Annotated in this window: 12 protein-coding genes; 1 reads left to right on the top strand and 11 read right to left on the bottom strand. The window is 67.1% G+C overall.

The window, feature by feature from the left end; translation table 11 throughout:
• Nucleotides 1-29 precede the first annotated feature (29 nt).
• The 3 genes from AC3ANX_RS03265 to AC3ANX_RS03255 all read right to left on the bottom strand — a co-directional run bounded on the left by AC3ANX_RS03265 (nt 30) and on the right by AC3ANX_RS03255 (nt 3,153).
• Nucleotides 30-1,349, bottom strand: coding sequence for an outer membrane beta-barrel protein (locus AC3ANX_RS03265; protein ID WP_488335601.1), 1,320 nt, complete (start codon nt 1,347-1,349; stop codon nt 30-32).
• A 174-nt stretch (nt 1,350-1,523) separates the two neighbouring features.
• Complete coding sequence (locus tag AC3ANX_RS03260; RefSeq protein WP_488335600.1) at nt 1,524-2,096, bottom strand: polysaccharide biosynthesis/export family protein; 573 nt, start codon at nt 2,094-2,096, stop codon at nt 1,524-1,526.
• A 289-nt stretch (nt 2,097-2,385) separates the two neighbouring features.
• Entirely contained in the window at nt 2,386-3,153 is a 768-nt protein-coding gene (locus AC3ANX_RS03255; RefSeq protein WP_488335599.1) for a class I SAM-dependent methyltransferase, read from the bottom strand.
• A gap of 371 nt (nt 3,154-3,524) precedes the next feature.
• On the opposite strand from AC3ANX_RS03255, the gene AC3ANX_RS03250 reads away from it, so the two are divergent.
• Nucleotides 3,525-4,625 carry a DUF1972 domain-containing protein gene (locus AC3ANX_RS03250; protein WP_488335598.1) on the top strand — a complete coding sequence of 367 codons (1,101 nt, stop codon included), beginning with the start codon at nt 3,525-3,527 and terminating at the stop codon, nt 4,623-4,625.
• A gap of 171 nt (nt 4,626-4,796) precedes the next feature.
• Here AC3ANX_RS03250 and AC3ANX_RS03245 read toward each other — a convergent pair whose 3' ends face one another.
• The 8 genes from AC3ANX_RS03245 to AC3ANX_RS03210 form a co-directional block, all read right to left on the bottom strand.
• Entirely contained in the window at nt 4,797-6,014 is a 1,218-nt protein-coding gene (locus AC3ANX_RS03245) for a glycosyltransferase (protein ID WP_488335597.1), read from the bottom strand.
• 1 nt (nt 6,015) lies between these two features.
• Nucleotides 6,016-7,185: a glycosyltransferase family 4 protein gene (locus AC3ANX_RS03240; RefSeq protein WP_488335596.1), complete on the bottom strand. Its 1,170-nt coding sequence runs from the start codon at nt 7,183-7,185 to the stop codon at nt 6,016-6,018.
• Nucleotides 7,182-8,246, bottom strand: a complete 1,065-nt coding sequence (gene rfbB / locus AC3ANX_RS03235; RefSeq protein WP_488335595.1) for a dTDP-glucose 4,6-dehydratase — start codon at nt 8,244-8,246, stop codon at nt 7,182-7,184. The genes AC3ANX_RS03240 and rfbB overlap by 4 nt, the downstream gene beginning before the upstream one ends.
• Complete coding sequence (locus tag AC3ANX_RS03230) at nt 8,239-10,347, bottom strand: acyltransferase family protein (protein ID WP_488335594.1); 2,109 nt, start codon at nt 10,345-10,347, stop codon at nt 8,239-8,241. Before AC3ANX_RS03230 ends, rfbB begins: the two co-directional genes overlap by 8 nt.
• Nucleotides 10,348-10,354: 7 nt before the next feature.
• A complete protein-coding gene (gene rfbD, locus AC3ANX_RS03225) occupies nt 10,355-11,212 on the bottom strand; it encodes a dTDP-4-dehydrorhamnose reductase (protein ID WP_488335593.1) in 858 nt (285 codons plus the stop codon).
• A complete protein-coding gene (rfbC, locus tag AC3ANX_RS03220; protein ID WP_488335592.1) occupies nt 11,209-11,754 on the bottom strand; it encodes a dTDP-4-dehydrorhamnose 3,5-epimerase in 546 nt (181 codons plus the stop codon). The genes rfbD and rfbC overlap by 4 nt, the downstream gene beginning before the upstream one ends.
• Complete coding sequence (gene rfbA / locus AC3ANX_RS03215; protein WP_488335591.1) at nt 11,751-12,632, bottom strand: glucose-1-phosphate thymidylyltransferase RfbA; 882 nt, start codon at nt 12,630-12,632, stop codon at nt 11,751-11,753. Before rfbA ends, rfbC begins: the two co-directional genes overlap by 4 nt.
• Before the next feature lie 213 nt (nt 12,633-12,845).
• Entirely contained in the window at nt 12,846-14,105 is a 1,260-nt protein-coding gene (locus AC3ANX_RS03210) for a chymotrypsin family serine protease (protein ID WP_488335590.1), read from the bottom strand.
• Between the last annotated feature and the right edge of the window lie 122 nt (nt 14,106-14,227).

Genomic DNA, 14,227 nt, shown 5'->3' with positions numbered 1-14,227 from the left:
GCTAGAGGCGGTCTGTCCCGGAGAAGGGATTATAGTCTGAAGGTCAAGCCAATCTCACTGCGCAGCTCATCGAATCCGCTGCCCAGCGTACTCCGGTTCGCCCCACGATTGCCGTAGTCGACCGATGCGTTGACGACCACCTTGCGCGACGAAAGATATTGGGCACCGAGCCCGAGTTGGTACGCGTTCGCGCCCGAACCCGTGCTGACATAGGTCTGGCGGATGTACGCGCCCGACACGTTGACGATGATGCTGCGCCAGATCTCGCGATCGACGCGCGCCGACAGCCGGTTGTCCCAATAGGCACCGCCCGTGGCGAGGCTGGTGATCTCGATCGTGCGGCGCGCGTCGAGCGTGACCGTCATCAGCCGCGACGGGAACAGCTCCAGCCGCCCCTGCACCGACACGCCGCCGACCGGCTTGTAGCGCGCCGCCTCGAACGTCTGATGCGTATAGCCGACACCGATCGAGCCGCGCGCAAAGCCCGGATCGTCGAAATTGACGCCGCCGAGCACGCGATAGCCGTTCGAATCGAGGTTGGCGACGCCGGGCGTGATGAACGCGGTCCGGAACGCCTGATTGGCATAGGACGCCTGCACGAAGACGGCGAGTTCGGGCGAGCGGGCATATTCGAACTGCCCGGTCACGCGCGCCACGTTGCGGTCGCGGGTCGACTGGTCGCGCACTTCGCCGGTCAGCAGCGGCAGATCCTGGAAGCGGAACATCGCATAGTCAGCCGCCAGCGTGGCGCGCGTGCGGCCGACCTGATTGACCGCGCGCGCGCTGAAGAAATCGCGGCGATAGCGCGACAGTGCGGCGACGGTCGGCGTCACCTCGCCCGAGAACTGGTTTTCGAGCAACTGCGAGGAAATCTCCTCGAACGTGACGGAGGAGAAGCGGCCGAGATCGACGCGACCACGCGCGTCGGTTTCCCAGGTCGTCTCGTTACGGCGCGACTGGCCGAGATATTCGCGGAACGTGCCGGTGCCCGACAGCATCAACTGGTGCCTGTTCCAGCGCGAGATCAACTGCGCGGTCGGCGTCGTCGTCAGGAACGCCGAACCGATCGCGTCGGAGGTGTAATAGGTGTTGCTGGTCGCGCCGACGCCCGACTCAATCGACGGCAGCAGCGTGAAGGATCGCACGCGAATGCCGGCGGGGTCGAACGCCTTGCGCGGCAGTTCGAGCACGCTCTGGTTACGGCCGCGATCGAAGCCGGGCGGGATCACCGGCGGCAGCAGCAAGGATTCGCCGACCTGAGCGCGCGCCGACGTGATCGCCAGCGCCGGACACGAGGCGCAGATCAGCAGCCGTGCCGCCCGCCCCAGCGAGGATGCCCGATCCCTCATCTCAGTTCCGCGCATCCGCGCTGCACTGCACAAGATGGCGTGCGCGGTAGCCGCTTGCTTCGGGAGCGCACCGCAACCCCATGACCCCGCTTCCCCCAATACACCACCGCCCGAGCCCTAGCCCAAACGCATCAATCACCTGCCGAACCGAACGTGGGAGCGACCCCGATACGATCAGAAGAACCGCTCCCCGACCCGGACCGTATCGCCCGGATAGATCCGCAGATCGGGCGTGAGCTGGTAGGTCTCCTCCACCGTCGAGCCCTCACGACGGATGTGCACCGTGTACCGGTCGGCACGCGGGGTAAATCCTTGCGCGGTGGCGATCGCGTTGAACGCGGTCAGCCCGACCGAGTACGGAAACTGGCCCGGCGCGGTGACTTCGCCGAGGATGAAGAACGGCCGGAAGTTGATGACCTCCATATTAACCTGCGGGGTGCGCAGATACCCTGCGCCATAGCGCGCCTGCGCGTCCGCCGCGACTTCCTCGACCCGGCGGCCCACCGCCGGCGTCTCGCCGATCAACGGCAGCGCGACCGTGCCGTTGGGGCCGACCTGAAACTCGCCCGACATATCAGGCTCACGGAACACCGTCAGCCGCACCTTGTCGCCGATGCCGAGCCGGTAATCGGTGATGACCGAGCGATCGGCGATGTAACGGTCGCCGGTGGAGATCACATTGCTGTGCCCCCCGCACGCCGACAGCAATGTCAGGACGCACACCAAAATCGCTGATCGGATACCCACTTAAGTTCCCTTCACACGGCTCTGCGGCGCGGCTTGTGCTGTGCAACATTTGGCACAGGCCGTCCGCACAGGCAATATGCTGCACCCCTTTGCCAGCCGGCACCGAGACGAAGATCGCCGCTTCAGGCAACGTCTCGCACAGGCGTTCACAACACCGGCGCAGTAACCGAAGTGGAATCGTAGCGCGTCCGCGCGCCACTATTGGTACGCGGCACACCAGCATTTCGCCTGCACGGTGTCGACCTGCCGCCACCAACGATGCATCTGTTCCTTGACGAAAATTCCAGCGTCAATCAGACATGCCGCGCTGCCGCATAATCATCGCGGTGCCGAGCCGATCGTTGAGCGGCCAGGCGAACAGCCCGCGCGCGGCGAAGAACGCATCGACCGCTTCCGCCGCCATCGGATAGCGTTCCGAACGGTAATCATGAACGAGGATGACGCCGCCCTCCACCATGCGCGGCCAGAACGTCTCGAGCGCGGCGGTGATCGGATCGGCGAGATCCATGTCGATATGGACCAACCGGAACCGCTTGTCCTCGAGCCCCGCGAACGTGTCCGGGAAAAAGCCGACCCGAAATGCCAGCCCCTCGTCGCTGCCGCCGGAAATCTGTTGGCGTACGATGTCGAGGCTGGTGTCGCGGAACGCCTTCGTCTCCATCGGCTGCGACAACCGCGCATCGGCAAGATCGCGTTCGTCGAAGCCGGCGAATGTGTCGAAGCAATAGAGCGTCGTGCCCGGCGCGCGACGCGGCCACAGGATCGATGCGGTGAGGCCGCGATAGGTGCCGAGTTCGGCGTAGTCGCCGGCGGGCAGCTTGGCGACGTGATCGAGCGCGATGTGGAAGTTGAGCACGCGGTTGCCGTCGCGGATCGACTTCCCGGCTTCCGCCGAGCGCGCCGCATTATACGCCTTGAGCGCGCCTATGCTGAGCCGCAGCGGATGACCACGCGCGAGATCGGTATCGACCGCGCCGACCGGCGACAGGGCGCTGATGATCTCCGAACGGACCCGGCCCAACCGCCGTCGTGCCGCCCCGAGGGTCGAGCGTCCCAACACCAAATACACCTCCACAGCCGACACCTGTTCTTAGGGTCGAATCGCCGACCGGGCCAGTCTATTCCGCATTGCCGCAAAAAACGCCCCGCGATGGAGCAGCGCCATAACTTACCGGTTTGACGCACACGGCTGCCGCCATATAGGTCAGCCGCCGAGAAGATGCATCCGTGCCAGGTGCGAAGCATCCGATTCGGAACCAACCAGAGCGCACCCGCCACGCGGATCCGCGCCGACTTTCTGCCCCGGAGAATGATCGTCTTGAACACGTCTTCGTGCCCGGATTTCGGCTGGCGTCGCCTGCCGCACACCTCGGCGAGCCTTGGCGCGCGGCGCTTGTTACGCCCCCGTCCCGCTGGCAAGGTCCGGGCATGACGCGTTCGCTCATCATCCTCGGCATTCGCGGCATCCCCGCGGCGCATGGCGGGTTCGAAACCTTCGCCGAGCGGCTTGCCCCCTGGATGCGCGATCACGGCTGGACCGTCACCGTCTATTGTCAGGGCTCGGCGACGGGCAAGCGCGAGGAAGACGAGTGGGAGGGCATCCGCCGTATCCATATCCCGGTCAAAGCCAAGGGCGCGGCCGGCACGATCGAGTTCGACGTCGCCTCGGCGCAGGACAGCCTCAAGGTGCCCGGCACGATCCTGACGCTCGGTTACAACACCGGTTTCCTGTCCAGCTATCTGCGCGCGCGCGGGCGCATCAACCTCGTCAACATGGACGGGCTCGAGTGGAAGCGCGCCAAATATTCGGTCGGCCCACGCGCCTTCCTGTGGGTGAACGAGCGGCTGGCGGCGTGGTCGGGCAACGTGCTGATCGCCGATCACCCCGCAATCGCCGACCATCTCGCCACGCGCGCGCCGCGTTCAAAGACGGTGGTGATCCCCTATGGCGGCGACCGGCTGGTGAACGTGCCGACCGCGCCGCTCGCGCCGCTCGGCGTCGAGCCGGACCGCTATTTCACACTGATCGCGCGGCCGGAGCCCGAGAACTCGGTGCTGGAGATCGTGCGCGCCTTCTCGCGCAAACCCCGCGGCGTGAAGCTGATGCTGCTCGGCAAATACGATCCCGATAATGCGTATCATGCCGCCGTGCTGGAAGCGGCTGGGCCTGAGGTCATCATGCCGGGCGCGATCTACGAGCGGCGTACGGTCGACGCCTTGCGGGCGCACAGCATCGCCTATCTGCACGGCCATCAGGTCGGCGGCACCAACCCGTCTTTGGTCGAGGCGCTTGGCGCTGGCAACGCGATCATCGCGCACGACAACCGCTTCAACCGCTGGGTGGCGGGTGCGTCCGGGCTGTATTTCGCCAGCGAGGACCAGATTTCGGAGCATCTCGACCGGCTGACGGACTCGCCCGCGCTGCGCACGGAGTTGCGCGCGGCGGCGGTGGCGCGCTGGCAGGAGGAGTTCACCTGGGAAATGATCCTGTCGAAATACGAAGCGCTGATCGCGGAGTGGTCGCGCTAGCACCATCCCTACCCGTTCGTGCCGAGTAGGCGCATAGCGCCGTATCGAGAGCCCGTATCCAAGCGCGTCGCGTCCTTCGTTACGCTACCTCGATACGCCGTAAGCGGCTACTCGGCAGCTACTCGGGACGAACGGCGTGTTCTGAACCGGCGATAGGGACGGCGGAACCGCTCAGTCCAGCGCCACGCCCGCGACCTGCGCCACCAGCGCGATCTGGCTGGCGATGCCGACGTCGCCGAACAGCCGCCGCACCTCGGCGCGACCCGCCGGTGGGCGCAGATCGGCGAGCGCGGCGATCACCGCGTCGGCGAACCCGGCGGCATCGTCCTGCACCGCGAACTGCCCGGCAATCTCGGGCCCGAAACCCTGCGCGCCGATGCTGGTGGTGACGATCGGCGCATCGTACCGCAGCATATCGATCGACTTCACGTTGACGCCGCTGCCCGACAGGATCGGATTGATCAGCACGCGCCCGTTGGCGAGAATTTCATCGGCGGTCGGCGCATTGGGCACCAGCTCGATATCGGGCGCGTGCGCGAACATCGCGCGCGCTTCCTCGCTCGGGTTCGCACCGGCGAACACCGCGCGAAGGCCCGGGCGAGCGGCGCGCAGCAGCGGCATCACCTCGTCGATGAACCACGCTATCCCGCGCAGATTGTTGGGCAGGCGCAGATTGCCGATGTAGGCGATGTCCCAGCGCTTCTCCGCCGGGGACAGCAACGTCACCGCGCCCGCCTCGGGGAACACGGTCGGCGCCCACGAGATCCGCTCGACACCGCGCGTCCGCCAGAAGGCGACATCATCGGCGGAGATGTCGAAGGTCCATGCCGCGCGGCGGATCAGGCCCTCCTCATAGCGTTCGAGGCCGAACCGCGCGATGTTCCACGCCACCTTGGAACGCAGATCGGTGGTCGCCGCTGCCTGCTGCGCGAAGTAGCGATGCTCGATATTGTGGCCGCGCACGATCGCCGGCACGCCGCACGCGGTCGCGAGCGCCTCGCCGAGCACGCCGCCATAGATGTTGTCGATGATGATCGCGGCCGGCCCGAACGCCTGCGCGTCGGCGGTGAGCCGCGCCAGCGTCGCGGCATCGGGGATGCGCGAGGCGACGTGGCTCGGGTAGCGCCCCAGCCGCAGCATCCGCACCGCGAGCGCGCGCGGGCTGTGCGGGATTTCCAGACGGTCGATCGTCTCGAACGTGTCGCGCAAAGCGCCCTGATCGGCGGCGGAGACCGGCGGGTCCTTGGGCGAGTGCCAGTAGATCAGCCGCAGCCGCCAGCCTGCCGCCGCGAAGGCACGCCAGCGGTGATATTGATCGACCTTGTGCCCGTGGTTGGGCGGGAACGGCAGATCGTTGGTGAGGACGATCAGGCGCTTCTCCGCGGCCATCTCAGTTCGTTTCCTTTGCAAGTGGCGCAGGTGCACGGCCAGCCAGCATCGTCGCGGCGACGTCGGCGATCTTGCGCATGTAGATGCGCTCGTCGAAACATTCGGCGAAGCGCGCCTCGCCCGCCTGCCCCTGCACAACCGCGCGGCGCGGATCGGCGAGATAGCCCCGGATCGCCGCAGCAAGCGCGGGTGCATCGCCCGGCGTCACCTGACTGCCGGTCACGCCGTCGACCACGATCTCGGCGAGCCCGCCATGCCCCGCCGCGATCACCGCGCAGCCGGCCGCCATCGCCTCGATCGCGACGAGGCCGAACGGCTCGGGCTCGATCGAGGGCACCGCGACCACATCGGCCCAGCGGTAGTGTTCGGTCGGATCGGGGGTGAAGGGCATCACCGTCACGCACTCGTGCAGCTTGAGCCGGTCGATCCGCTCGGCGATTGCCTCGGCAAAATGCTCCTGCCCCTCATATACGCTGCCGACCAGCCGGACGGCCAGCCGCGCGCGTTCGTCAGTCGTCAGCAACGCCAGCGCGTCGAGCAGGACGGGCTGCCCCTTCCATGCATTGAAGCGCCCGATCAGCAGCAGATGCAGCGGCCGGCCGCCGATCGCCTTGAGCACCGCCGGCATCGCGCGGGTGCCGTTCCACACGATCACCGCCGGCTTGGCGCCCAGCCAGCGATAGCCGCGCCGCGTCGCCTCGGAGATATAAACGAGCACACCTCGGGCCATCCACAGCAGCGCCGAAAACGCGACGCGCGTCACGCCCGTCGGCAGTTCGTGGACGTGGGTGAAGACGCGCTTGCGCTGCAACCGGCTCGCCAGCAGGTAATCGAGCACCACCACCGTGTTGATATAGGTGAGATCGTGCGCGACGATTGCGCGGCGCGCGCGCCGCACCGCCTTGAACAGCGCCGGCAGCCGCAGCAGGAATTGCGGACCGAACTCGCTCCGCCGCAGCACGAAGATATCCTCATAGCGGATATCCTCGACGATTCGGCCCATATGTTCGGAGAGCGGCCCCGGCCCCGGCAACACCACCGTGATCCGCGCCGCCGGCCAGCGCTCGCGCAAGGCGCGCACCGACTGGAGGAAGGTGCGGTCCGAACCGTAGAGTTCGCGATTGGGGTGGACGCACAGGATCGCCGGTGCGTCCGGGGCCGTGGCGCTCACAGCTTGGCGCGGTCGAGCAGCGGCCGCCACCAGTCCTCGCGCGCGAGATACCAGGCGAGCGTCTCGGCGAAGCCTTGCGGGAAGTCGCGCTTGGGTTCGTAGCCGAGTTCGCCGCGGATCTTGGTCTCGTCGATCGCGTAGCGGCGGTCATGCCCCTTGCGATCGGTGACATAGGTCTTGAGCTCGAGGCTCGATCCGCCGTTGGCAGCGGGGGCATTGGGGAAGCGCTTCGCCAGATCTGGGTTCGCCGCGAACGCCGCGTCGACACCCCGGCAGATCTCCTCGATCACCGCGACATTGGGCAGTTCCTGCCCGCCGCCGACGTTATACACCTCGCCGACGCGGCCTTTGCGCAGGATCAGCTCGATGCCGTAGCAATGATCCTCGACATGCAGCCAGTCGCGCACGTTCATGCCGTCGCCGTAGATCGGCAGGTTCCTGCCCGACAGTGCGTTGAGCGTGAACAGCGGGATCAGCTTTTCGGGAAACTGGAACGGCCCGTAATTGTTCGAACAGTTCGAGGTGGTCGTCTCCAGCCCATAGGTGTGGTGGTAGGCGCGCACGAGATGGTCCGAGCCGGCCTTGGACGCCGAATAGGGGGAGTTGGGCGCGTACGCCGTCGCCTCGCTGAACGCCGCGTCGTCGGGGCCGAGCGAGCCGTACACCTCGTCGGTCGAGACGTGGTGGAAGCGGTGCGGGCGGCCGCTGCCCTTGTCGAGCCACGCGGTCTTGGCGGCCTTGAGCAGGCTGTGCGTGCCGACCACGTTGGTGGTGACGAACGCATCCGGCCCCGTGATCGAGCGGTCGACATGGCTTTCGGCGGCGAAGTGGACGATCGTGTCGATCTCGCGCTCGGCGAGCAGTTTGCCGACCAGTTCGGTGTCGCAGATATCGCCCTCGACCAATTCGACCTGATCGAGCCCGTCGAGATTGGCGCGGTTGCCCGCATAGGTGAGCGCATCGAGCACGACGATGCTGTCGTCGGGGCTGACCTTGCGCCAATGGTGCACGAAGTTCGCGCCGATGAAGCCGGCGCCGCCGGTGACGATCAGATTAGCCATTGCGGTGAAGTTCTCCTTGGGTCGGCATGGCGCGCACGCGATCGAACGTGGCGCGGAAATCGGGGTAGAGCAGATCGTTCGCGTAACCGCTGAGATGGTGCGCGTCGAAATAGAGCGGCTTGCCGTCGCGGTAGCCGGTGCAGCGCGCAGGCCCGCACAACAGCGGCGTGGGATCCCAGATCGTCACGCCGGGTTCAGCCGCCGCGACCTTGCGCAAAGCGGCGAGCGGCGCGGCACGGCGCGCCTCCATGTCGGCGCGGCTGACGTCGGTGCCGGCGCGGCAATAGCCGCTATCGCGGTTGTACCAGTCGGCGCAGCGGAACAGCGCGGCGGGCAGCGTCGGCTTGGGCGCTTCGAGGATCACCTTCAGCCCGTGCGCGCGGATGCGGGCGAGCGTCGCCTCGGCCGCCGCGAACTGCTCGGGCCGCTCCACCGTGGCCGGATTGCGCAAGCCCGCATTGGCGGCGATGCGCGCGTCCCACAGGTTACGGTATAGCGGCACGGTGAGGCCGGGCAGGAACAGCACGTCGCCCGGCCTTGCATCGGCGAGCACCTGCGAGAGCGCAGCTTCGCGGAAAGCGGGGCAGCTTGCCGGTTCGTCGTCGTCATCGAGCGGCAGCAGATGACAACTGCCCATCCAGTAGAGCCGCGCCTCGGTGCGCTCGCCCGCCGCGATCCGATGGGTCATGCGCTGGTACGCGCCGGCGTGCGAATCGCCGATCACGAACAGCCGCGACGCGGCGGGTGCTTCCGCGCATTTGGGCATGAAGTCGATACGAATGCCCGCGCCGACGGGGGTATTGCTCTCCGCCACTGCGCAGGTGCCGGGTGCATCGTCAGGCGTAAAGTAGGGGCTCCACACCACCGGATCGTTCGAAGCGGCGAGCCCGATGCGCGGTTTCTCGTGCAGCAGTGCAAGACAGGCGACCGCGATCGCCACGCCTGCCACCGCATAGGCTGCGAAGAAGCCCGGCGTCTCCAGCGCGAGCAGGCGTGGGCTGTAGCGCAGCGGCTTCTCGAACGTGTAATAGCTCGCCGCCGACAGCGCGAGCATCAGCGCGAGCGCGAGCAGTTGCAGCGGCAGCGTGTCGAGCCCGATCGTCCAGCGCATCAACACGACGACGCCCCAATGCCACAGGTACAGCGAATAGCTGATCGTGCCGAAGAAGTGCAGCACGCGGACTTGCAGCAACCGATCGACCCAACCGCCCGGCCGCAACCACACGATCCCGATCAACACCGCCGTCGCGAGGCACGGCAGCAGCGCGCCGGGGAAGGGAAAGCGATCGGCCGGCGTCACCACGAAGCTCAGCGTGAGCAGCCCGAGCGCGAGCGCGGACAGCACCGCGATCGCCGCGCCGCGCGCCGCCGGAAACCGCCGCGCGAGCCCCTCGCCCTGCACGCGCAGCAGGAAGCCGATGCCGAGTTCCCACAGCCGCGTCGGCAGCATGTAGAAAGCGAACGCGCGCCAATGTTCGGTCGCATAGGCGGCGCAGGCGAGCGACAGCAGGCACGCCAGCCACGCCGCGCGCAGCCCCCAGCGCCGCACCGCCGGCGTCTGCCACTCGCGCACGATGAGCAGGTAGGAAAAGAACGGGAAAAGCAGATAATATTGCTCCTCCACCGCCAGCGACCAGGTGTGCGTGAAGGTGTTGTATTCGCTCGACGCGGCGAAATAGTCGCCAGCCTTCCACAGCAGAGTGAAATTGCTCATACCCAGCATGGCCGAGATGCCGGTAGTCTCGATATAATAGGTCGCCTCGGTGATCGGCAGCAGCACGATACCGATCGCGGCGACCACCAGCACATAGAGGAAGATCGCCGGCAGGATGCGCAGGAAACGCCGGCGGTAGAACCACAGGAAATATTGGCTGAGGCTCTTGCCGCGGACGTGCCACACCGAATGGGCGACGACGAAGCCCGAGATCACGAAGAACACGTCGACGCCGACGAAGCCGCCCGGCAGCCACGCGGCGTTGATGTGGAACAGCACCACCGACAGCACCGCGAGCGCGCGCAAGCCCCCGATGCCATTGATGAAATGTTCGCCCGGTGCCTTCGCGGCCACGGGGCTGACGCCCTCGACAGGCCGCGTCGACACGCGCGTTTCAGCCATGCGCGACGATAGACGCCATCATCGTGCGCAGGTTCGCCCGCCAGTGCGGGGTCGGGCCGCCGAGCGCGGCGAAGGTCGAGGCCTTGTCGAGCACCGAGTAGCTCGGCCGCTTGGCCGGCGTCGGGAAGTCGGCGGTCGCGATCGGGATCACCGGCACCTGCGCCGAGAGCAGCCCGGCGGCGAGTGCCTCCTCCTGGATCGCGACGGCGAAGTCGTACCAGCTCGCCGCGCCCGCGTCGGTGTAGTGGTGCGTGCCGGTGACGCGCTTGTCCGCCATCGTCCACAAAGCGGCGGCGAGGCCGGGCGCATAGGTCGGCGTACCGATCTGGTCGGCGACGACGCGCACTTCGGGGCGCTCGCCCATCAGCCGGATCATCGTACGCACGAAATTGCCCCCGGTCGGCGCATAGACCCACGCGGTGCGCACAATCAGCGCATCCTTGCCCGCGAGGTGCTCGCCGGCGAGCTTGGTGCGGCCGTATGCGCCGAGCGGGTTGGTCGCGGCATCAGGCGCGTAAGGCGTGCCCGCGTGCCCGTCGAACACGAAGTCGGTCGAGACGTGCACCAGCCGCGCATTGTGCCTGGCGGCCGCGTCGGCGAGCAGCCCGACCGCGGTCGCGTTGACAGCATAAGCCGCGTCCTCGTCGCTCTCCGCCTTGTCGACCGCCGTGTAAGCAGCGGCGTTAAGGATCAGGTCGGGCTTCTCCGCCGCGACCGCTGCATCGACGCTGGCGGCATCGGTGATGTCGAGCGTGTCGATATCATGCCCGACGATCTCGACGCCCTCGGGCGCGGTCGCGGCGAGGCCGCGACCGAGCTGGCCGCCCGCACCGACGATCAGCGCCTTCATGCGAACGTCTCGATCTCGGCGAGCGGCTTGGCGACCGCGTCCTTGCCCGACAGCTTCGGCTCGATGCCCTCCAGCGGCCAATCGATGCCGAGCGCAGGGTCGTTCCACAGCAGCGAATGCTCGCTGGCGGGCTCGTACAACTCGGTGCATTTGTAGAGAAAGTCGGTGCCGTCCTCGAGCGTGACGAAGCCGTGCGCGAAGCCCGGCGGCACCCAGAACATCCGCTTGTTCGCCGCCGACAGCTCGAACCCGACCCACTTGCCGAAATGCGGCGACGAACGGCGGATATCGACCGCGACATCCCACACCGCACCCGCCGTCACGCGCACCAGCTTGCCTTGGGGCCTGGGGTTCTGGAAGTGCAGGCCCCGCAACACACCTTTGGCCGAGCGGCTGTGGTTGTCCTGCACGAACGTCAGGTCGAGCCCGCCGTCGCGGAACTTGGCGGCGTTCCAGCTTTCCAGGAAGAAGCCGCGCTCGTCGCCGAACACCGCCGGCTCGATGATGATCGGCCCCGGGATCCCAGTCTCGATGAAGTTCATGCGAAAATCTTCCCTTCGAGCAGATCGAGCAGATACTGGCCGTAGCCGCTTTTGCGTAAGGGACCCGCGATGCGCTCGAGCTGGGCATCGTCGATGAAGCCCTGCCGCCAGGCGATCTCCTCGGGGCAGGCGATCTTGAGGCCCTGCCGCTCCTCGGTGATGCGCACGTACAGCGCCGCATCGAGCAGCGAGCCGTGCGTGCCGGTGTCGAGCCAGGCATAGCCGCGCCCCATGATCTCGACCGAGAGCTTGCCCGCTTCGAGATAGAGGCGATTGAGATCGGTGATCTCGAGTTCGCCGCGCGGGGACGGCTTGAGGTCGCGCGCCAGCGCGACCGCGTCGTTGTCGTAGAAGTAGAGGCCGGTCACCGCATAGTTCGACTTGGGAACGGCGGGCTTCTCCTCGATCGTCTCGGCACGGCCGTGCTTGTCGAACGAGACGACGCCGTAGGCGGTTGCGTCCTTGACGTAATAGCCGAATACGGTTGCACCTTCGTCGCGATCGGATGCGCGGTTCAGCAACTCGGGCAGTCCGTGGCCATAGAAGATGTTGTCGCCCAGCACGAGCGCCGAGGGCTTGTCGCCGACGAAGTCCGCCCCGATGTGATACGCCTGCGCCAGCCCGGCGGGCTCGGGCTGCACGGCATATTCGATCACCATGCCAAGATCGCTGCCGTCGCCGAGCAGCGCCTTGAACGACGCCTGATCGTGCGGGGTGGTGATGATCATCACCTCCCGGATGCCGGCGCTCATCAGTGTCGACAGCGGATAATAGATCATCGGCTTGTCGTACACGGGCATGAGTTGCTTCGACACGCCCTTGGTCAGCGGATAAAGCCGCGTGCCCGAGCCGCCCGCGAGAATGATACCTTTACGCACAGTCGTGACCCCTTTTACCGCCGCGTGTCTAGCCCGGTGCGCCCGACGCTGACAAGCGCCATGCTGCAACGCGGCAAAGACTGACAGCGCAATTTTCGGTGATTAACGCGTTGCTTCCAATGCTTATGGCACCACCGTGACAGCGGGCGGGATGCACGCAGGGCGCTATAGTCAGCTTAACCTTGGGCGAAAAGACCGATTTGGGTCATCTCGTCACCGATTCGGCACCATCCATGTCGGCGGGCCGATCAACCGCCATCCGGTCGGCAGATAGTCGAGCGACATATAGAAATAGAACGCGCAACTACCGTCCTTGCGATAGCTGCCGCCCTTGAGGATGCCGAAGGCGGTGGTGCCGCTGAACACCGGCGCGCCGCTGTCGCCGCCTTTGCAGGTCGGACCCGCCACCGTCACCCAGTTCGGCACGCACGCGCCGCCGCACAGATCGCCGGCCGGCGCGAAGTCGGTCAGTTCGACGGTTGCGCAGCTATAGCCGGTGCGCTCGCCGCGGTGACAGACGAAGTCGCCGCTGCGGGTCGCGGTGCGGGAGCGTTGCGCGCTGACCGGGCGCTCTATCGTGCGCGCCGCATCGGTGAAGAACAGCGCGCCGAGCGGCTGCGCGCTGAGGTTGATCTGCACATCCTGATACCCCCAGCCCCATTGGCCGAGAAAATCGAGCGGCACCGTGCCGCCCCGCGGATCATGATAGCGCAGCGTGTCGGGGCAATGCGCCGCGGTGGTGACGCCGGAGCGCGCGCCATCGGTAACGGTGAAGCCGGTCGTGCAATAGTAACGCCGGCCATCGGCAGGATCGATCCCGTCGACCCGCCCGCCGCCTTCGGCGACAAGATCCACATCGCGGTCCTCGATCGCGCGGATCCGCACCGGCACCCCGGCGATCGCCGCGACGCGCGCGCGGATCGCGGCGCGCTCGGCGCGCGCGGCGTTGCCGATCGTCACCACCAGTTCGCCGGTGCGCGGATCAAGCCCCATGCTTGGGGGCGAGGGCAGAGCGGCGCGGATCGCCGCCTGATGGTTGGTCATCGCCCACAGCACCTGCTCGCGCGTCGCCGCCGCGCGGGTGCGGAACACGACCGGCACGCGCATTCCGCCCACGTCGACGACGTGGGCCGCGACGGGAGCGGTGCCGGTCAGCGCGACGACGATGCGATATGCGGGCCGGTGTTCGATGGCGATGCCGGCGAGACGCGCACGATAGCGCTCGGCCAGCGTATCGGTGAACGGTACGCTCGCTGCCTGCGCGCGCAAGCGTCGGATCGCCTCCTCGACCGGTACGTCATACTGCCGCGCATATTCGGTGCCGTCCTGGAGCAGCGCCTCGCTGTCGGTCTGCGGGCCCGGCGTCGGCAGCATTGCCGGGATCGACGCGACTGGCGGTGGCGCGACCTGCGCCTGCACAGCGGAGATGGTGCCCGACAGGACGAACAGCAAAGCGAGAATCAAGCGGTACACGGTACGACCGCGTTAGCAGACCGTGGCGCGACGCATAGTCTCAACCGCCGCCGCTCGCGTTGCACCGGCGGCGACCGGCGCTTGACCGATCCCGCGCGCTGCGCTCCAACCGGCACGGGGCC

Source organism: Sphingomonas sp. BRN-1R (assembly GCF_057748035.1).
Note: the sequence above shows the minus strand (reverse complement) of the source record. Positions and strands in the feature narration are given on the sequence as shown.